This window comes from Agrobacterium sp. MA01, from assembly GCF_009650195.1.
Classification (GTDB): domain Bacteria; phylum Pseudomonadota; class Alphaproteobacteria; order Rhizobiales; family Rhizobiaceae; genus Allorhizobium.
In genome coordinates this window covers 343,958-362,484 of sequence record NZ_CP045854.1, presented here as the reverse complement: position 1 = coordinate 362,484, position 18,527 = coordinate 343,958, and the positions used below count along the sequence as shown (strand labels likewise).

The following is an 18,527-nucleotide window of genomic DNA, read 5'->3' as shown; positions in this document are numbered from 1 at the left end:
GGAGATCCGTCATGCACGAAGTTTATGCAGCCCTCGCCATTGCCGCGCTAAACCAAGAACAAGAGCAGAAGGCCCGACTGTCCGAAGAGGAATTCTACGCACAGTATAGCGAAGTGCCCTGGGCCCGTCTGCGGCGCTTCATCCGCACCATGCGCGAAAGACAGGTTCGCAGACGAGATGCGGAGGTCGATTGCGAGACCGATCCGGGCAGATCTTGTCGTCTGGCTGAGGCTTGATACAAAAAAGCCCGGTGCGATGACCGGGCTTTTCCGTTTGGCGAAGGTGGAACCTCAGGCGGCGCGATCGACAGACCGCGAACGACCGGCCTCGATGCGGAACTGCTGGAGCAGATCCCGCAGGGCATCGGTCTGGGCCGAGAGATCCTGTGTGGCGGCGGTCGCTTCCTCAACCATCGCAGCATTCTGCTGGGTCATCTGGTCCATGCGACCGACGGCACCATTGACCTCCTGCAGCGCGCCGGACTGCTCGCTGCTCGTCTCGGCAATCTTCTCGATATGCTCGCTGATCATCGCGATCTGGCCGCCGATGCGCGAGAGCACGGTTCCCGTCTGCTGAACGTGGGTGGAGCCGTTCGCCACCTCTTCGGCAGAACGGTTGATGAGCGCCTTGATTTCCTTTGCGGCACCGGCCGAGCGCTGGGCCAGTTCACGCACTTCCTGGGCAACGACGGCGAAGCCCTTGCCGGCCTCCCCGGCGCGGGCGGCTTCGACGCCAGCGTTCAGAGCGAGCAGGTTGGTCTGGAAGGCGATCTCGTCGATGACGCCGATGATGTTGGAGATCTGACGCGAGGCTTCCTCGATGCGGCCCATGGCCGAAATCGCGCTGCCGACGACGACAGCGGATTCGTCGGCGTTCTGTTTCGCCTCGCGGACGACGCCATTCACCATCTCGGCGCGCTCCGAGGACGAGCGGACGGCTGCGGTGATCTCATCGACCGCGGCAGCGGTCTCCTCAAGCGAGGCTGCCTGCTGCTCGGTGCGGCGGGCGAGATCGAGTGCAGACTGCGCCATCTGGCGGCCATTGTTCTGGATCTGGTCGACGTTGCCGGAGATCTGATGCATCGTGTCGCGCAGACGCGACAGCGACAGGTTGAAGTCGTTGCGGAGCTGTTCCAGGCGTCCGTGGAAGCGGCCTTCGATCTCGAAGGAAATATCGCCATTGGCAAGACGCTCCAGCGCCTGGGCGAGCTTGCCGACGGCATGTTCGATCTCCCGGTCGAGCGCCTGCTTTTCCTCGTCGTTGCGGCGACGCTCGGCTTCCGCTTCCATCTGCTCGCGCTGCCGCTCGGATTCGATCTCGAGCTTGGTGCGGGCGTTCGTCTTGAAGACGGCGAGTGCGCGGGCCATGGCGCCGATCTCGTCACCGCGCTTGTCGCCGGCAATGCCGGCTTCGAGGTCACCTTCAGCAAGGCGCTGCATGCTTGTGGTGATGCGGGTGATCGGCCGCTGCAGGGTCAGGACCAGCGCGATACCGCCGATGACGGCGAGGAGGACACCGGCGATCATTGTGCCGATCGACAGGCGGTTTGCTTCCTGGCGCTCCGTGCCGGCGACATCCTTCTGCAGATCGGCAAAGGAGGTCAGCGAGGCCCAGATGGCATCCATCGTGCGGCTCGCCTGATCGAAGCTCGCGATGCGTTCGGCGCTGGTCTTCACGAGGGCTTCGGTATCGATCGTCAGCGAGACCAGCAGCGGTGTGATGGCTGCCGTCAGGCTGTCGTAGAAGGCCTTGTCGGCGATACTGCCGCCGAGAACCGCAAGGTTGTCGCCGATCAGCTTGATCTGGCGAAGGATCGGCTCGCGGGTCTTGTCATCCTTTACGTTCAGGAAAGTGGCGGTCATGATGCGCAGATCATAGACATCGGCGATCAGGGTGCGGCTGCCGACGAGAACATCGGCCGCCTGTACGGCGCCGGTCTCGACAGCGGCGAACTTCTGCACGGACTCGGCATATTTGACGGCGGCACCGGCGCTGAGCGTCGCTTCGAAGCCGCGGAAACGCGAGATGATCGAGCCAACGGCACGGGCGTTCTCAAGGCTCATGTCGCCGGTCGCGACCTTCGCCTTGATCTCGTTGATCGCAGCCAGGAGGGCCTTGCCCATGTCCCTGCTTTCAGCCGGCAGGGCATTGGCAATCTTGCGCTGGGTCTTGACCAGTTCAGGCAATTGTTTCTGCAGGTAGGGGAATTGCTCTTCAGGGGTTCCTGCGGAGAAGAAGCCCTGGAAGACTTCCGAGAGGTGCTTGGCACCGGAAGACAGGCGCTCGGCTTCCTTCAAGGCACCCTTCGCATCATTTTCACCACCGACGACGGCGCGCTGCAGTTTCTGCGCCTCATCCGACACGCGGATCTGCTGCGCCATCAGGCCCGTCAGATGGTTCTGGATGGAAGTGGCCAGCTTCACCTCCGCCTCGTGCAACTGCCAGAGCGCATCGATCTTCTCGTTGACGGCACCCGTGCCGGCAATCGCCTCATCGAGGAAGTTGCGCCCCATGCCGTCGGCGCCGATTTCCGAGATGTTCTGCGTGAGCGTCGACTGCTGGGACGCAAGCTGGTTCAAGACGGCGCTGCGCGTTTCTTCCGAGGTCTGATCGAGGAAGTGGGTCATGGCGGCGTTGACGTTCCGGAAGCCGTTCAGCGAACGCATCGTGCCGTTGGAAATTTCCATGCGCTGCTGCAGGAGGCCGGATGCGTAGAGGCCCATGAGACCGACTGCGGTGATCGACAGGACGAAGGGCAGCACAAAGGCAATGACCTTGGTCGATATCGAAAAGCGCGACAGTATTTGATCGATCAACATTGTTCCTCCAAACGAAAACGGCATCAAAGCTGCGCCGCAACCTTAAAAAAGTGGCGGCTCTGACTGTCGTCTTCGCCGTCTTTGCTCCTACCAGCCAAAATAGTTGCAGTAAAAGTCTCAAGACGGAGTTAAGGCCAAAGGCTGACATCCCGAAGCGGGACAGAGATCGTTGATCGAGGAAAAGCTAGCACCGCCAAAGGGTCGGGGTGTCAAAGAGTGGCTGTCGTCAAACCGCTGAAAAGCGACTTGCTGCCACTGACAGGGAGGACCGTCGAGACGCCCTAGCCGAGGAGACCAAAGGCAAGTGCAGCGACAGCGCTTGCGGCATAAAAGCAGACGATACTCACATGACGCAACCGGTCGCGCTCTGCGTCACGGGTGCGGGTGGCGGCAATGGCGATGGCACGGGGCTTGCGGGTCTCATGGTTCATGGGGCGCGGTCCTTGATGCAGCCAGGGAAGGTCATGCCCTTGCGGGGCCTTAAGCCGGCCAAACCTCATGTCGCGATATCAGACGATATCGCACCGGCATTCGGGCAGGATGACCGACGCATGTTAATAAGCCCTGAATTACAGATATAAGCTTGTCCGGAGCGTGAGACTTTGCTCAGACGGACTCGCCAACCGCATGGCCGGAGGCCCAGGCCCACTGGAAATTATAGCCCCCGAGCCAGCCTGTCACATCGACACACTCTCCGATGAAGAAGAGGCCCGGCACGGTTTTCGCCTGCATGGTACGGCTGTCGAGCGCGCCGGTATCGACGCCGCCGAGCGTTACTTCCGCCGTGCGGTAGCCTTCCGACCCCGCCGGTTTGATCGGCCAGCGACGAATGCGGTCGGCAAGCGATGACAAGGCCTTGTCGGGGAGATCAGCGAGAGGACGTTCCAGCTTGGCGGTCTCCGCCAGATATTGCGAAAGGCGCTTGGGCAAATGTTGGGCGAGCACCGTCTGCACCTGCTGGCGCCCGTTTTCGCGCTTTGCCGCCTTCAGGAGCTCCGCAAAATCCGTCTCGGGCTGCAGAGAAAGCAGAATCTCGTCCCCTTCCCGCCAATAGCTTGAGATCTGCAGGATGGACGGACCGGACAGTCCGCGATGGGTGAAGAGAAGCGCCTCGTGGAAGCGGGTCTTGCCGCAGGAGACGTCCGCATCGACGGCAACACCCGAGAGCTCCGACAATTCGCCGAGCAGATTGGGTTCGAGCGTGAGTGGCACGAGAGCGGGTCGTGTTTCGGTGACGGGCAGTCCAAACTGCTCGGCGATGCGATAGGCAAAGCCGGTCGCACCCATCTTGGGGATCGACTTGCCGCCGCAGGCAACCACCAGACTGTCCGCGGCAATCGGGCCTTCGCTGGTGGTGAGGCGGAAACCGTCCGGTCCCTTCTCCAGTTCGGAGATCTCGCAGGAGAGTTTCAGGTCGACATGTACCGCGCGCATCTCCTCTAGAAGCATGCGAATGATGTCTTTCGCGCTGTCATCGCAAAAGAGCTGGCCGAGGGTCTTTTCGTGCCATGCGATCTTGTGGCGGTCGACCATGGCGATGAAGTCTGATGGTGTGTAGCGGGCGAGCGCCGATTTGGCGAAATGCGGGTTCTCAGAGATGTAGTTCTTCGGCGTGGCATGAATGTTGGTGAAGTTGCATCGCCCGCCGCCTGAGATGCGGATCTTCTCACCCGGGGCCTTGGCGTGGTCGAGGACGATGACGGATTTGCCACGCCGGCCGGCGGTAAAGGCCGCCATCATGCCGGCGGCACCGGCTCCGATGATCGCGACGTCGTACTTCCTGGCCATGCTGCTGCTCCCGGGGATCTGCCGCCTGTCTCGACAAACTTATGATCAAAGTCAACGCGTCCGGCTGGCCAAAGGCCAAAGTCTGGCTATGATGACCTGCATTAACAACCAACCGGTGAGACATGCCCGCGAAGAAATCCATGATGAGATCCCACAACGCTCCCTCCAAGAAGGCGGTGATCCCGCCGGATCCAGGATCCAAGCGCGGCGTCTCGAACTGGAAGGAAGCGGCCACCTGGCTCCGGGCGCGCGGCATCGAGGATATCGAGTGCATTACGCCTGACCTCGCCGGCGTGCCGCGCGGCAAGATGATGCCGTCGTCGAAGTTCACGTCCAACACGTCGTTGGCGCTTCCCTCGGCACTCTACCGCCACACGATCTCGGGCGAATATCCTGACGAGACGGAGAATTTCCGCTACGAGCCGCGCGACAGCGATCTGAAGCTCTTGCCGGATCTTTCGACGCTTTCGGTCGTGCCGTGGGAGACCGATCCGACCGCACAGGTGATCTGCGACATCGTCAATGTGGACGGGGAGAACGTCTCCTACACGCCGCGCAATGTGTTGAAGAACGTGCTGCGCCTTTATGACGAAAAGGGCTGGAAGCCGGTGGTCGCGCCGGAAATCGAGTTCTATCTCGTCGCCATGAACGACGACCCGGACTATCCGCTGCATCCGCCGAAGGGCCGCTCCGGTCGCTCGATCATCGGCGGCCAGGGCTATTCGATCGCGGCCATCAACGAGTTCGACGAGCTGATCGACGACATCTACCATTTCTCGGAAAAGCAGGGGCTGGAGATCGACACCCTGATCCACGAGGAGGGGCCGGCCCAGCTCGAAATCAACCTGCGCCACGGCAATCCGATCGAACTTGCCGACCAGGTCTTCATGTTCAAGCGCACGATCCGCGAAGCGGCGCTGAAGCACGGGATCTATGCGACCTTCATGGCCAAGCCGATGCAGGGGCAGCCGGGATCCGCGATGCACATCCACCAGTCGGTCGTCGATGCCAAAACAGGCAAGAATATCTTCTCCAATCCAGACGGCTCTGCCTCGCCGGAATTCTTCCACTTCATCGGCGGCATGCAGAAATATGTACCAAGCTCGCTGGTGATGCTGGCGCCTTACGTGAATTCCTACCGTCGCCTGACGCCGGACATGGCCGCACCCGTCAACAATGCCTGGGGTTACGACAACCGCACGACGGCCTTCCGCGTGCCGGTCTCGGATTCCGCCGCACGGCGCGTCGAAAACCGCCTGCCGAGTTCGGATGCCAATCCTTATCTTGCGCTCGCGGCTTCGCTCGCCTGTGGTTATCTCGGCATCGTCAAGGAAATCGAACCGACGGCAGCGGCGGAAGGGTCGGCGAACGAGGGATCCGTCGATCTGCCACGCGGCCTGCTGGAAGCCGTTGCCCTGCTCGAGGGTGAAACCGACTTCCACGAGGTCTTCGGTTCGGAATTCGTCGGCCTCTATGCCGGCGTGAAGCGCGGCGAGTTCGAGACCTTCATGCAGGTGATCAGCCCGTGGGAACGCGAATTCCTCCTGCTCAACGTGTGAGGGAGGCGCCCCCATGACATGGCAAAGCCCGATCGCGCCGGGGATTTCGTGGTATCAGGCGAGTGTTGGCGAGCGGCCGGAATACCCGGCCCTCGACGGTTCCACCTCTGCAGACGTCGCCATCATCGGCGGCGGCTTTACAGGCCTGCAGGCCGCATTCAACCTTGCCCGCCTCGGCGTCTCGGTCGTGCTGATCGAGGGGGGCCGCTTCGGTGACGGCGCCTCGGGTCGCAATGGCGGCCAACTCGGCACCGGCCAGCGCGCATCTCCGGCAGAACTGGAGACCGAACTCGGCTTCGAGCGGTCAAAGGCGCTGTTCGAGATGGCGGAGAACGCCAAGCATTACCTGCTGGACTTCGCCGAACAGCACGGCATCGATATTGAATATCTTCCGGGGCAGATGAATGTCTCGCACAAGCGCGGTGGGGAAGAGGAATATCGGCACGAGGCCGAGATCATGGCCGTTCGCTATGGCTATCCGCATATTTCCTTCATGGACCGGGAAGAAACCCATGAGCGTGTCGGCTCGACGCGTTATCACTACGGCGTGCGCGATACCGGCACGGGGCACATCCATCCGCTGAAGCTGCTGGTTGGTCTGGCAAGGGTCGCGGCGGCGACCGGCGCTCGCATCCACGAGATGACGCCCGCGAACGCCATTCGTCAGGAAGGCGGCAAGACCTTAATCGACACGCCGCGTGGCACGATCACTGCCGACCGTCTGCTGATCGCGACCAATGCCTATATCGGCAATCTGGAGCCGGTGACGGCGGCCCATGTGATGCCGATCCGCTCCTTCATCGGGGCGACGGAACCGCTGGACATGTTCCCGCAGGTGCTCAAGGGCTCGGAGGCCGTTGCCGACAGCCGGTTCGTGGTGCGCTACTTTCGCAAGAGTCGCGATGGGCGGCTTCTGTTCGGCGGGCGCGAGGCCTATACCGCCGATAGCCCCCGCGATATCTCGACCCATATCCGCCGGCAAATCGCCGAGATCTATCCCGATCTCAAGACCATCGAGATCACCCATGGCTGGGGCGGATCGGTTGGCATTACCCTGCCGCGCAAGCCTTTTGCCCGGGATGTGATGCCCGGCGTAACCTCACTTGCGGGTTATTCGGGACACGGCGTGATGCTCTCCAACTATTGCGGCAAGATGTATGCCGACATGGTGGCCGGCAATGCCCGAGAGCTGGACGTGCTCAAGGACCTGAAGATCCCGCCCTTCCCAGGAGGTGCCAGCCTGCGCAAGCCGCTGCTGTTCCTCGCGCTCACCTGGTATGCGCTCCGGGACCGTTTCTGATACGTGAGTGCCACCTGCCGGCGCCGGTCACACTGGGCTCTGGCAGGTGTGTTTGATTGTCGCAGAACACACTTTGTTCATCCTTCCAGCGCCATCCAAAGACAATTTCCACCCGGTCGGGGTGGCTTTTTTAAATCGATTAGATTAGAACCTGTCCAACGAATTTGCCGAACGAGAGATGCGCATGAGCAGCCAGATCATCCCCGTTGAACCCTTTGACTACGTCGTCTTCGGCGGCACCGGCGACTTGGCCGAGCGCAAGCTACTGCCGGCTCTGTTCCACCGCCAGCTCGCGGGTCAGTTGACGGAGCCGACCCGTATCATCGGTGCTTCACGCACAGCGATGACGCATGAAGAGTATCGCAAGTTCACGCTCGACGCGCTTCATGAGCACCTGAAGGCCGAGGAGCTGGAAGAGAGCGAAGTCGCTAAGTTTCTCGATCGCGTCCATTACGTCTCTGTCGATGCCAAGTCGGACCAGGGTTGGGAAGATCTGAAGAAGCTGCTCGACCAGGGCAAGGATATCGTTCGGGCCTTCTATCTCGCCGTGTCCCCGTCGATCTTTGGCGACATTGCCGACAAGATCCGCGACCACAAGCTGATCACCAAGTCGACCCGCATCGTCGTCGAAAAGCCGATCGGCCGTGATCTCGCCTCGGCGCAGATCCTGAACGACACGATCGGCAAGGTGTTCAAGGAAGAGCAGATCTTCCGCATCGACCACTATCTCGGCAAGGAGACGGTGCAGAACCTGATGGCGTTGCGCTTCGCCAACGCGCTCTACGAGCCGCTGTGGAATTCGGCCCATATCGACCATGTGCAGATCACGGTGGCGGAATCCGTCGGCCTCGAGGGCCGCGTCACCTATTACGACAAGGCCGGCGCGCTGCGTGACATGGTGCAGAACCATATCCTGCAGCTGCTTTGCCTTGTGGCCATGGAAGCGCCCTCCTCGCTCGACGCCGAGGCCGTGCGCGACGAGAAGCTCAAAGTGCTGCGCTCGCTGAAGCCGATCACGCCGGCCAATGTCGAGAAGCAGACGGTTCGCGGCCAATATCGCGCTGGCGCTTCCGCCGGTGGTGCCGTCAATGGTTACCAGGAAGAGCTGGGCTCCGTGTCCGACACGGAAACCTTCGTCGCGATCAAGGCGGAGATCAACAACTGGCGCTGGGCGGGCGTGCCCTTCTACCTGCGAACCGGCAAGCGTCTGGCAACCCGCATGTCGGAGATCGTCATCGCCTTCAAGCCGATCCCGCATTCGATCTTCGGCGATGCAGCCGGCCGCATCGAGGCCAACAAGCTGGTCATCCGCCTGCAGCCGGACGAAGGCGTCAAGCAGTGGCTGATGATCAAGGATCCGGGTCCGGGCGGCATGCGCCTGCGCCACGTGTCGCTCGACATGAGCTTCGCCCAGGCCTTCGACGTGCGCAATCCGGATGCCTATGAACGCCTGCTGATGGACGTCATCCGCTCGAACCAGACGCTGTTCATGCGCCGCGACGAAGTGGAAGCCGCATGGAACTGGTGCGATCCGATCCTCAAATCCTGGGAGGAAATCGGCCAGAAGGCGCAGGGCTATACGTCCGGCACCTGGGGCCCGAGCCAGGCCATTGCGCTGATCGAGCGTGACGGCCGCACCTGGCACGAAATCGACTGAGGCCCGGACCAATGGCGCATCAGATGAAGATTTTCGAGAACGGAGCCGCTCTTGCGGCTGGTCTCGCCGATACCGTGGCTTCGGCCTTGTCGGCTGCGATTGCCGAGCGCGGCGAAGCCACGCTTGCCGTCTCCGGTGGCTCGACACCCAAGGCTTTCTTCGAGGCGCTGTCGACACGCATCCTCGACTGGACCAAAGTGAAAGTCACCTTGGTCGACGAACGTTTCGTGCCCGAAGACAATCCGCGTTCGAACCATCTGCTGGTCAAGACGCATCTTCTGAAGAATGAAGCGGTGGCGGCGGAATTCGTGCCGCTCTACCGTCCTGAGGCAACGATCGAGGATGCTGCGAAGACAGCGTCCGGGATCGTGCCGGGCATGAGCCAACCTTTCGACGTGGCGATCCTCGGCATGGGGACGGATGGGCATACCGCCTCCTTCTTCCCCGGCGGCGATCACCTTGCTGCAGCACTTGATCTTTCGCTGCCGCGCCGCGTCATGACCATGGAAGCGCCGGGGGCGGGCGAGGCTCGCCTCACCCTCTCCTTCTCGGCGCTTCACGATGCCGGCCTTCTCGTGGTTCACATCGAGGGCGCCGAAAAGAAGGCCGTGCTGGAGAAGGCGCTTGCCGGCACGGACGAGGCAGAGATGCCGATCCGGGCCGTTCTTGAACGGGCCCATACCGCAACCGACATCTACTGGGCGCCCTGAGGGAGAGCCCTTGCCTGTCGGAGCGTTCCGGCAGGTGATGCGCATAAGACGAGTTTCACGGCCGAGGAGGCCTTTGCGCGATGTGCGCCTTGAGCGCCCGCGCCAGATGAGGAGCAATATCTCATGAGTGCAGACAGCCGCATCGAAGCCATCACCAAGCGGATCGTCGAGCGTTCCAAACCGACCCGCGAAGCCTATCTCGACCGCACACGTCGGGCAATCTCCAAGGGCGTGCATCGTTCGACGCTGTCATGCGGCAACCTCGCCCATGGCTTCGCCGTCTGTTCCCCCAAGGACAAGGAAGCCCTGGCCGGCGACGTGGTGCCGAACCTCGGCATCATCACGGCCTATAACGACATGCTCTCGGCCCACCAGCCCTTTGAGACCTATCCGGCGCTGATCCGCCAGGCAGCATCCGAAGCCGGCGGCGTGGCACAGGTCGCGGGTGGTGTTCCCGCAATGTGCGACGGCGTAACCCAGGGCCAGCCGGGCATGGAGCTCTCGCTCTTCTCGCGCGATGCGATCGCGATGTCGGCGGCCATCGGCCTGTCGCACAACATGTTCGACAGCTCCGTTTATCTCGGCGTCTGCGACAAGATCGTGCCCGGTCTGATGATCGCTGCCCTCACCTTCGGCCACCTGCCCGCCGTATTCGTTCCTGCCGGACCGATGACGACCGGTCTCCCGAACGACGAGAAGTCGCGCATTCGCCAGCTCTATGCCGAGGGCAAGGTCGGGCGTGCGGAACTGCTCGAAGCGGAATCCAAGTCCTATCATGGGCCGGGCACCTGTACCTTCTACGGTACGGCCAACTCCAACCAGATGCTGATGGAGATCATGGGCTTCCACCTGCCCGGCGCCTCATTCATCAATCCGGGCACGCCGCTGCGCGATGCCATGACCAAGGAAGCGACAAAGCGGGCGCTCGCCATCACCGCCCTTGGCAACGAGTTCACGCCCGCCGGCGAGATGATCGACGAGCGTTCGATCGTCAACGGCGTTGTTGGCCTGCACGCAACCGGCGGCTCGACCAACCACACGATCCACCTGATCGCCATGGCGCGTGCCGGCGGCATCCAGCTCACCTGGCAGGATATATCGGAACTCTCCGACATCGTGCCGCTGCTCGCCCGTGTCTATCCGAACGGGCTTGCCGACGTGAACCATTTCCACGCGGCCGGCGGCATGGGCTTCCTGATCAAGCAGCTGCTCAAGGCCGGCTATGTGCATGACGATGTGCGCACGGTCTTCGGCCAGGGTCTGGCTGCCTATACGATCGATCCGAAGCTCGGCGATGACGGTAACGTCCACCGAGAGCCGGCAGCGGAGGTCAGCGCCGATCCGAAGGTGCTGACAACGATAGACAAGCCTTTCCAGGCCAATGGCGGATTGAAGATGCTGACGGGAAATCTCGGCAAGGCGGTCATCAAGATTTCGGCCGTCAAGCCGGAGCGCCATGTCGTCGAAGCCCCCGCGATCGTCTTCAACGATCAGCAGGAACTGCAGGATGCTTTCAAGGCCGGCAAGCTGGAAAAGGACTTCATCGCCGTCGTTCGCTTCCAGGGTCCCAAGGCCAACGGCATGCCGGAGCTGCACCGTCTGACACCACCGCTCGGCGTTCTTCAGGATCGCGGCTTCAAGGTGGCACTCGTTACCGACGGGCGCATGTCCGGCGCCTCGGGCAAGATCCCGGCAGCGATCCACCTGACGCCGGAAGCCGTCGATGGCGGCGCAATTGCCAAGATCAAGGACGGAGACATTGTCCGGCTGGACGCTATCGCCGGCACGCTCGAAGTTATGGTCGATGCCGCCGAATTCGATGCCCGGCCGCTGGCGACGACCAATCTGGATGACAATGAATTCGGTATGGGACGCGAGTTGTTTGCGAGCTTCCGCAGGATCGCCGGGCCTGCCGACCAAGGCGCAAGCGTCTTGTTCTGAATCCGTCTTTTGCGCACATGTTTGACTAGAGGCCGCGAGCGATCGCGGCCTTTTTTGTCTGTTCCGACTGACAGTGTTCGTCCGGCAGTGTGCTCGCAAACGCGTCCTTTAATAAATTCGACACTTCTAATTTTATATAATTTGAAACAGAAACAAACGCGATATCAATAGGTTATACAAAACGACGATTCTGCTGCTGCACCTTCGCCCTTTGTCTACCTTTTGAATGTGCGGTCCGGTTTCTGAAGCAGGAAATTGGCCAAAGGACCAAGGCAACATGTTTGGAATGTCCAGCAACACCCACTCGCAGCTTGAATCGCTTGAGGTCATTACCGCGAACATCATGATCGCCGACGACAAACTCAACATCCGCTACATGAACACCGCTACGAAGGCGATGTTGAAGGAAGCGGAGAGTGACCTGAAAAAGGAATTGCCGCGCTTCGACTTCGACAGGCTGATCGGCAGCAATATCGACATCTTCCACAAAGATCCCGGGCATCAGCGCAACATGCTGTCGAGCCTGAAGAATCAGCACAAGGCAACCATCTGGGTCGGCCACCGGGCTTTCGACCTGATCGTCACGCCGTTGAAGAATGGCGCCAAAACCACCGGCTTCGTCGTGGAATGGGCCAACGCCAAGGAACGGTTGCAGAACCTCGACTTCCAGAACCAGATGGAGGCCATCAGCCGCGTCCAGGCCATCATCGAATTCACACCGCAAGGGGAAGTGGTCTCGGCCAATCAGAACTTTCTTGATGCCCTCGGCTACCGAATGGACGAGATCAAGGGCAAGCAGCACAGTCTGTTTGTCGACCCCGAATATGCGCGCACGCCTGACTATCAGGAGTTCTGGACGCAGTTGCGAGCCGGCAAGTTCCAGGCCGCCGAGTTCACCCGCTACGGCAAGGGCGGCAAGAAGGTCGTGATCAACGCCTCCTACAATCCGATCATGGACGATCGCGGCCGTGTGACCAAGGTGGTGAAATTTGCCACCGATGTGACCGAGCGCGTGCATGCCGTGGACACGATCGGCGATGCGCTTGGACGCATGGCCAAGGGCGATGTCAGCTTCACGATCGACAGACCCTTCGCTCGGGATTTCGAAGCTCTCAGAACCAACCTCAATGACGCCGTGACGCAGCTTGCAACCACGCTCGGCGCCGTGGCGCAATCGACCGACCAGATCGACAGCGGCAGCCGCGAGATCAGCTCGAGCGCCGAAGACCTGTCGAAACGCACCGAACAGCAGGCGGCTTCGCTCGAGGAGACGGCAGCGGCCCTCGACCAGATCACCGTCAACGTCAACAACGCCTCGAAGCGCGCCGAGGAAGCCCGACACGCCACCCTCGCTGCCGATACGAGCGCGACGCGCTCCGGCCAGATCGTTGCCGAGGCTGTAGGCGCCATGGCACGCATCGAGCAGTCCTCGAACCAGATTTCCAATATCATCGGAGTGATCGACGAAATTGCCTTCCAGACTAACCTGCTGGCGCTGAATGCCGGCGTCGAAGCGGCTCGCGCCGGCGAAGCGGGCAAGGGTTTTGCTGTTGTTGCGCAGGAAGTCCGCGAGCTCGCGCAGCGGTCCGCCGGTGCTGCGAAGGAGATCAAGGAGCTGATCCGCAACTCCTCCGAAGAAGTCAAGAACGGCGTCAAGCTGGTCAGCGAGACCGGTGAGGCCTTGAAGACGATCCAGGACAATATCGTGGCGGTCAATGACCACATGCAGGCGATTGCCAGCTCAGCACGCGAACAGGCAACCGGCCTCTCCGAGGTCAACTCGGCGGTCAATCAGATGGACCAGGTCACCCAGCAAAACGCTGCCATGGTGGAAGAGTCCAACGCTGCGAGCGCCACGCTGGCAACGGAGACACAGCGGCTTCGCCAGTTCATCTCCCGCTTCACCCTCGGCAGACACTATACCGGTCAGCAGGGGACGACGTCAGCATCCCATGGTGCGGCACGCGCTCACACGCCATCCAGCCCTGCGGCAGCACCCCGGCGCGCACCGGCACGCCCGGCGCAGACGCATGGAAATGCCGCTCTCAAGCAGGACGAGTGGCAGGAGTTCTGAGCCTGACAAGGGTCGCGCCTGCACGTTGGGCGCGACGCCACACTCATGGGCGCGGCATCTTTGCAAAGCCCTTGCCCAGGATCGGGCCTGTCGGCTTGCCCGTCGGTGATCCACCCAAAGGCTCCACCGTGATCTCGTAGAGCTGCTCCTCGATTGGGCCGGGAAGATCCGGCCCTTCGACCGTTGCCGTCCGCCAGCCGTCGAGAACGCCGAGCGATACCGGTCCGGTATCGCTCGACGGCAGCGTCCAGAGCTGCAGCGACTGGTCTGCCGCCACGGACACGTCGGAAAGCGGGATCACCTTGGCCGTGTCATTGCCGAAATCCTCGATCATCACGACCGGCTCGCCCTGTTCATTCATCAGAACGGCGATGACCTGTGGCTCCGCGCTGCGGAGAAGGGTGTAAGACAAGGCGCCGACAAGCAGGAGTGAGGCGGCCGCAGCCGCCAGACCGAAGCCTCGCCACCAGGAGAGGCCATTGTCGTTGACAGCCATCGGAGGAACGGCGGCGCTCTTCGGTCGCTCCTGCGGACCGAGCTGTCGTTCAATCCTTGCCCAGAGATCAGGAGATACGCTCGCGGTCGGACCGACGAGGTCGAGCTCCAGGAACTTATCACGCGACACGGCAACGGCACGGGCGAGGCTCTCGTCGCGTTCCATCTCGATTTCGGTTGAACGATGCTCGTCCTCGTCCATCAGTCCGAGAACATAGGCATCGGCGCGTTCGGCTAAAGTGTGCCATGTGCTCATGCCATGCACTCCCTCAGCGCCACCAGCGAGCGCCGGATCCAGGCCTTGGCGGTCCCAAGCGGCAATTTCAATCGACCGGCGATCTCACCGTGGCTGTAGCCGGAGACGTAAGCCATCATGACCGTCTTGCGACGTAGGCCATCGAGCCGTCCAAGACAGGCGCGCAGGCGGCTTGTTGTATCGAGCTGATCGAACAGATCGTGGTAGAGGGCATCCGCGCCCTCATCCTGCAGTCGCTCGAGGCTGTCCGTTTCGGTCAGATCTTCCCGCCCACCATCCCGGAGTGCATTCAGCGAGCGTGACCGAACAATTGCAAAGATCCATCCGCGCGCGGAGCCGCGCGACGGATCGTACTGCCAGGCCTTGTTCCAGATCTGCAAGAAGGCTTCCTGGACGATTTCCTCCGCCAGGTCGTGACGACGCAAGATTCGCTCAGCCACCGTGACCATGCGAGCCGCCTCGCTTTCGTAGATCAAGGCCAGGCCGTTGCGATCCCCTGCGGCACAGGCTTTCAGTGCCGCACCGAGCTTATCTTGCTCATTCTCCATCCAGCTTCCTTCCAAGAACCTGCGCGGAAAGTAGCTCACCCGTCTGATTTGGCAACCTGCACCACATGCACCCGCCGAAGAACTGCCGCTCGTCATCGCCACGTCCATGAGTTTCTCCTTCATTTCGGAGACACGCGACGAGCGTCTCTGGATGCAGAAGAAAAAAACTTCCGACGCCTGCATCCAATCGGCATCTGCCGCGTGTCTTTGGTTCAGGAGGCACCAGATCGGTGTCGCCACCATCCAAACGGGAGAGTTTTCCATGACCAGCATCCGTATCCTCAGCCTTGCCGCAGCCACCGCCCTTGCGGCCTTCGGCGCCCAGGCCGCTCAGGTCGTCGGTCTCGCAGGCGACAAGACGCTCGTGATGTTCGACACTGAAAAGCCTGAAGTCTCGAAGTCGATGGACGTCACCGGCGTCGATCGCCTCGTCGGCATCGACTACCGTCCGGCCAATCAGACCATCGTTGGCGTGACGGCGGACAATGTGATCGTCACCATCGATCCGGAAACCGGCGCGGCAACGGAACTCGCCAAGATGGACAAGCCGCTGACGATCGGCGATGCGCCTGTGGTCGTGAACTTCAACCCGGCGGCTGACCGGCTGCGCTACATGACCGGCACCACCAATCATCGCGTCCATCCCGACACGGGTGCCGTGACCGTGGACGGCAGCCTCGTCTTCGAGGAAGGCGACATGCACAAGGGCGAAACCCCGAATACCGTCGCTGCCGCCTATACGAATTCTGTCGGCAAGCCGGAAAAGACCGCGATGTACAACATCGACGCGACGATCGGCGCGCTCATCCAGCAGACCATGCCGAATGACGGAACGCTGAAGGCGATCGGCAAGCTGGGCATCGAGGGCATGCCGAAGACCTATGCCTTCGACATCGAAGCGGGAGCCGACGGCAAGAATACCGCCTGGCTGGTTGCCGATAGCGCACTCTACACGGTCAGCCTTGAAACGGGTGCAGCAACGAAGACCGGTGACATCACCGGTGCGCCGGCGGCGATCAAGTCGATCACGGTGATCCCGGCGATGTAAGCCAGAGCTTACAAGGGGCCTGTATCCGCAGGCTCCGCCAACCAAAGCGAAAAGGCCTCCGCGAGATCATCGCGGAGGCCTTTTCATCAGAGCATCGCCATATATTTTGGCAGTTCCCGCATGCTGGGCACGACGATCAACGTATGGACGTGTCCCCGCTTATAGGCATTGAGGAACTTATTGTAGTCTTCGAAGACGACACAGCCTGAGCTGTCACCACGACGGCGCAGCAGGTAAGTGTGGGTCAGGAAGCCGTCGCGGTTATACATCTTGGCATCGCCGACGGGGTTCATGCGAATGGCCTCGATGCCATGGAACCGGGCTTCGCGCATGCGCAGCTTGTAAACGTTGGGTGGCGTCGGCCCCATGTTCTTTACATGCACGTATTTCGGATTATCGCGCATGTGGCCACGACCGGAATGGGCGCGCAGCTTTTCGCCATTGGGCATGTGTACGACGGAATCCTCGATCACATAGACCGCAATGCGGCTGCCCGGACCGGGCAGGCTGTTTTTGCGGTTGAAGATGCCCCCTGCCCCGTCATCCGTGGTGATCGGATTTTCCGGCTTGGCGTAGGCCAGCATGCCGAACAGCGTCTTTTTATTCGGCTTTTCAGTCGTGGTGACTGCAACAGGCGCTTCCGGAGCCGGCACGCGCTCGACACGCGGTTTGGCCTGCGGCTTGGCACCCGGAACCGGGCCGTCATCCGGCAGAGCACCGTGATCTTCTGTATGGGGTGCCGAGAGCAATTCCTCGAAGGGCTCTTCGCGCGGATCGGCTGCGGCCATCGTTTCGGATGCGCTTGGCGTTGCAGCATAGCCGAGGGCAACAGGTGCTGCCTCGGCCGTGTTCCTCGCGATGGAGGCGGTGACGACGGGATCAACGTCGTCCCTGTCGCTGCGGCGTTCATGGGCGGCAGTCGCAAGGGCGGCCTGCTGACGCCCCGCTTCCGCTTGAGCCAGCGCTTCGCGCAACACCGCAATCTCCTGTGCGCCGACAACGCTTTCCACGCGGGCGAGGAGCAGGCGGTCGGACTTGTCGACCTCTGCAAGCTGCATGGCCGCAGGCAGCATCAGCAGACCCAGATGGTCGGTGGCAGCGATCGCCTCGGCAAAGCGGTTGCGCATCTCGTCAAGGGCTGCGAAATCTGACGATGGTGCCGGCACGGTTCGGGGCGGAAGCGGCTTCGACAGGGCGAGATCCGGCTTCGGCAGGCTGTGGCCCACCACGCTCGGTGCCTGGATTGTGGAGGATGACAGTCCCTTGATTACGGCGAGGCTTGCTGTGCCCCAGAAGAGGCAGGCCAGTGCGATGCCCAAGACCGTCGGCAGGCTGGAGCCGCGCTTATTTCTGCGCGACTTTGTCTTCTGAACGGCGGCGCGATCGCCACCGATGACCTGAGGGGTCAAGGACGCCATGATACCTGAACTCGCTTACCAAAACTCGGAGAACCGGTCGCCTAGCAGCGGAAACCGGCTTTACTGGGACAGGATGCCCGATGGTCGTCCTGTCGGCTGTCCTAAAGAATGAAGAAGTTTGGTAACCAAGAGGTTTACGCCCGGAGCTCCTTTGTGACATTTCCGAGCGCGGCGTCGAGATAGTTTCAAACGTGACGGGTCAGCCCGCCATCAACCTTAAGGTTCTGACCCGTGATGTAAGCCGCACCATCCGAGGCGAGGAAGGCGATCGTGGCTGCGATTTCCTCGCTCGTACCGTAGCGTTTCATCGGCACACCATCACGCCGCTCCTCGGTCGAAGGCAGGCTGTCGATCCAGCCGGGAAGGACATTGTTCATCCGGATATTCTCGCCCGCATAGGTATCGGCGAAGAGCTTGGTAAAGGACGCGAGGCCTGCGCGGAAGACGGCCGAGGTCGGGAACATCGAAGATGGTTCAAAGGCCCAGGCTGTCGAGATGTTGATGATGGCCCCGGATTTCTGGCGCTGCATGATCGGCGTGACGAGGCGTGTCGGACGGATAACATTGAGAAGATAGACATCCATGCCTTTGGCCCATTGCTCATCGGTGATCTCGAGGATCGGGGCCCGCGGGCCGTGGCCTGCACTGTTCACCAGGACATCGACGCGACCATAGTGCTCCACCGTGCCGTCCACGAGGCGTGCAAGGTCTTCTGGAGACTGGTTCGACCCGGTGATCCCGAAGCCACCAAGTTCGGCGGCGAGTGCCTCCCCCTTGCCGGAGGACGAGAGGATGGCGACCCTGAAACCGTCGGCGGCAAGGCGCCTTGCGGCAGCCGCCCCCATACCGCTTCCCCCTGCCGTGACGATGGCGACCTTCTGACTGGACATGTCTGTATCTCCCTTTGATGGGAG

At 61.5% G+C, this 18,527-nt stretch carries 15 protein-coding genes; 8 read left to right on the top strand and 7 right to left on the bottom strand.

Annotated features, from left to right (window positions below; all coding sequences use genetic code 11):
- Positions 1-11: 11 nt before the first annotated feature.
- Positions 12-236 (top strand): hypothetical protein, encoded by a 225-nt coding sequence (locus GH983_RS01685; protein ID WP_153761433.1) that lies wholly within the window; start codon positions 12-14, stop codon positions 234-236.
- A gap of 54 nt (positions 237-290) precedes the next feature.
- Here the strand turns inward: GH983_RS01685 and GH983_RS01680 are convergent, their stop codons facing one another.
- From GH983_RS01680 to GH983_RS01670, 3 genes are all read right to left on the bottom strand, one after another.
- Entirely contained in the window at positions 291-2,819 is a 2,529-nt protein-coding gene (locus GH983_RS01680) for a methyl-accepting chemotaxis protein (protein WP_153761432.1), read from the bottom strand.
- 281 nt (positions 2,820-3,100) lie between these two features.
- Complete coding sequence (locus GH983_RS01675; RefSeq protein ID WP_153761431.1) at positions 3,101-3,250, bottom strand: hypothetical protein; 150 nt, start codon at positions 3,248-3,250, stop codon at positions 3,101-3,103.
- Between the two features lie 175 nt (positions 3,251-3,425).
- Positions 3,426-4,607, bottom strand: coding sequence for an NAD(P)/FAD-dependent oxidoreductase (locus tag GH983_RS01670; RefSeq protein ID WP_153761430.1), 1,182 nt, complete (start codon positions 4,605-4,607; stop codon positions 3,426-3,428).
- A 143-nt stretch (positions 4,608-4,750) separates the two neighbouring features.
- On the opposite strand from GH983_RS01670, the gene GH983_RS01665 reads away from it, so the two are divergent.
- From GH983_RS01665 to GH983_RS01640, 6 genes are all read left to right on the top strand, one after another.
- Entirely contained in the window at positions 4,751-6,166 is a 1,416-nt protein-coding gene (locus tag GH983_RS01665; protein WP_371418507.1) for a glutamine synthetase family protein, read from the top strand.
- Positions 6,167-6,179: 13 nt separating this feature from the next.
- A complete protein-coding gene (locus tag GH983_RS01660) occupies positions 6,180-7,466 on the top strand; it encodes an FAD-binding oxidoreductase (protein WP_153761429.1) in 1,287 nt (428 codons plus the stop codon).
- 184 nt (positions 7,467-7,650) lie between these two features.
- Entirely contained in the window at positions 7,651-9,123 is a 1,473-nt protein-coding gene (zwf, locus tag GH983_RS01655; protein WP_069042242.1) for a glucose-6-phosphate dehydrogenase, read from the top strand.
- 11 nt (positions 9,124-9,134) lie between these two features.
- On the top strand, positions 9,135-9,833 hold the full coding sequence (gene pgl / locus GH983_RS01650; protein WP_054150814.1) for a 6-phosphogluconolactonase: 699 nt from the start codon (positions 9,135-9,137) through the stop codon (positions 9,831-9,833).
- Positions 9,834-9,956: 123 nt separating this feature from the next.
- The gene (gene edd, locus GH983_RS01645; protein ID WP_153761428.1) at positions 9,957-11,774 is read left to right on the top strand and encodes a phosphogluconate dehydratase; all 1,818 of its coding nucleotides are present in this window, start codon (positions 9,957-9,959) and stop codon (positions 11,772-11,774) included.
- 277 nt (positions 11,775-12,051) lie between these two features.
- Positions 12,052-13,848 carry a methyl-accepting chemotaxis protein gene (locus GH983_RS01640; RefSeq protein ID WP_153761427.1) on the top strand — a complete coding sequence of 599 codons (1,797 nt, stop codon included), beginning with the start codon at positions 12,052-12,054 and terminating at the stop codon, positions 13,846-13,848.
- Positions 13,849-13,891: 43 nt separating this feature from the next.
- Here the strand turns inward: GH983_RS01640 and GH983_RS01635 are convergent, their stop codons facing one another.
- Both GH983_RS01635 and GH983_RS01630 read right to left on the bottom strand, forming a co-directional pair.
- Positions 13,892-14,599: an anti-sigma factor domain-containing protein gene (locus GH983_RS01635; RefSeq protein WP_153761426.1), complete on the bottom strand. Its 708-nt coding sequence runs from the start codon at positions 14,597-14,599 to the stop codon at positions 13,892-13,894.
- Positions 14,596-15,420 carry a sigma-70 family RNA polymerase sigma factor gene (locus GH983_RS01630; protein ID WP_371418402.1) on the bottom strand — a complete coding sequence of 275 codons (825 nt, stop codon included), beginning with the start codon at positions 15,418-15,420 and terminating at the stop codon, positions 14,596-14,598. The genes GH983_RS01635 and GH983_RS01630 overlap by 4 nt, the downstream gene beginning before the upstream one ends.
- Here GH983_RS01630 and GH983_RS01625 point away from each other — a divergent pair.
- Positions 15,410-16,195 carry a DUF4394 domain-containing protein gene (locus GH983_RS01625; RefSeq protein ID WP_153761425.1) on the top strand — a complete coding sequence of 262 codons (786 nt, stop codon included), beginning with the start codon at positions 15,410-15,412 and terminating at the stop codon, positions 16,193-16,195. The two genes, GH983_RS01630 and GH983_RS01625, sit on opposite strands and share 11 nt — an antisense overlap.
- An 86-nt stretch (positions 16,196-16,281) precedes the next feature.
- Here the strand turns inward: GH983_RS01625 and GH983_RS01620 are convergent, their stop codons facing one another.
- Entirely contained in the window at positions 16,282-17,613 is a 1,332-nt protein-coding gene (locus tag GH983_RS01620) for a tlde1 domain-containing protein (protein WP_153761424.1), read from the bottom strand.
- 185 nt (positions 17,614-17,798) lie between these two features.
- Positions 17,799-18,503 carry an SDR family oxidoreductase gene (locus GH983_RS01615; protein ID WP_153761423.1) on the bottom strand — a complete coding sequence of 235 codons (705 nt, stop codon included), beginning with the start codon at positions 18,501-18,503 and terminating at the stop codon, positions 17,799-17,801.
- Positions 18,504-18,527: the final 24 nt, after the last annotated feature.

Excerpts from the sequence above, each read along its gene's own strand:
- GH983_RS01630 (WP_371418402.1), bottom strand. The coding sequence starts at position 15,420 with ATGCTGGTCATGGAAAACTCTCCCGTTTGGATGGTGGCGACACCGATC.
- GH983_RS01670 (WP_153761430.1), bottom strand. The coding sequence starts at position 4,607 with ATGGCCAGGAAGTACGACGTCGCGATCATCGGAGCCGGTGCCGCCGGC.
- GH983_RS01675 (WP_153761431.1), bottom strand. The coding sequence starts at position 3,250 with ATGAACCATGAGACCCGCAAGCCCCGTGCCATCGCCATTGCCGCCACC.
- GH983_RS01635 (WP_153761426.1), bottom strand. The coding sequence starts at position 14,599 with ATGAGCACATGGCACACTTTAGCCGAACGCGCCGATGCCTATGTTCTC.
- GH983_RS01625 (WP_153761425.1), top strand. The coding sequence starts at position 15,410 with ATGACCAGCATCCGTATCCTCAGCCTTGCCGCAGCCACCGCCCTTGCG.
- zwf (WP_069042242.1), top strand. The coding sequence starts at position 7,651 with ATGAGCAGCCAGATCATCCCCGTTGAACCCTTTGACTACGTCGTCTTC.
- pgl (WP_054150814.1), top strand. The coding sequence starts at position 9,135 with ATGGCGCATCAGATGAAGATTTTCGAGAACGGAGCCGCTCTTGCGGCT.
- GH983_RS01660 (WP_153761429.1), top strand. The coding sequence starts at position 6,180 with ATGACATGGCAAAGCCCGATCGCGCCGGGGATTTCGTGGTATCAGGCG.
- edd (WP_153761428.1), top strand. The coding sequence starts at position 9,957 with ATGAGTGCAGACAGCCGCATCGAAGCCATCACCAAGCGGATCGTCGAG.
- GH983_RS01615 (WP_153761423.1), bottom strand. The coding sequence starts at position 18,503 with ATGTCCAGTCAGAAGGTCGCCATCGTCACGGCAGGGGGAAGCGGTATG.
- GH983_RS01685 (WP_153761433.1), top strand. The coding sequence starts at position 12 with ATGCACGAAGTTTATGCAGCCCTCGCCATTGCCGCGCTAAACCAAGAA.
- GH983_RS01680 (WP_153761432.1), bottom strand. The coding sequence starts at position 2,819 with ATGTTGATCGATCAAATACTGTCGCGCTTTTCGATATCGACCAAGGTC.
- GH983_RS01665 (WP_371418507.1), top strand. The coding sequence starts at position 4,751 with ATGAGATCCCACAACGCTCCCTCCAAGAAGGCGGTGATCCCGCCGGAT.
- GH983_RS01640 (WP_153761427.1), top strand. The coding sequence starts at position 12,052 with ATGTTTGGAATGTCCAGCAACACCCACTCGCAGCTTGAATCGCTTGAG.
- GH983_RS01620 (WP_153761424.1), bottom strand. The coding sequence starts at position 17,613 with ATGGCGTCCTTGACCCCTCAGGTCATCGGTGGCGATCGCGCCGCCGTT.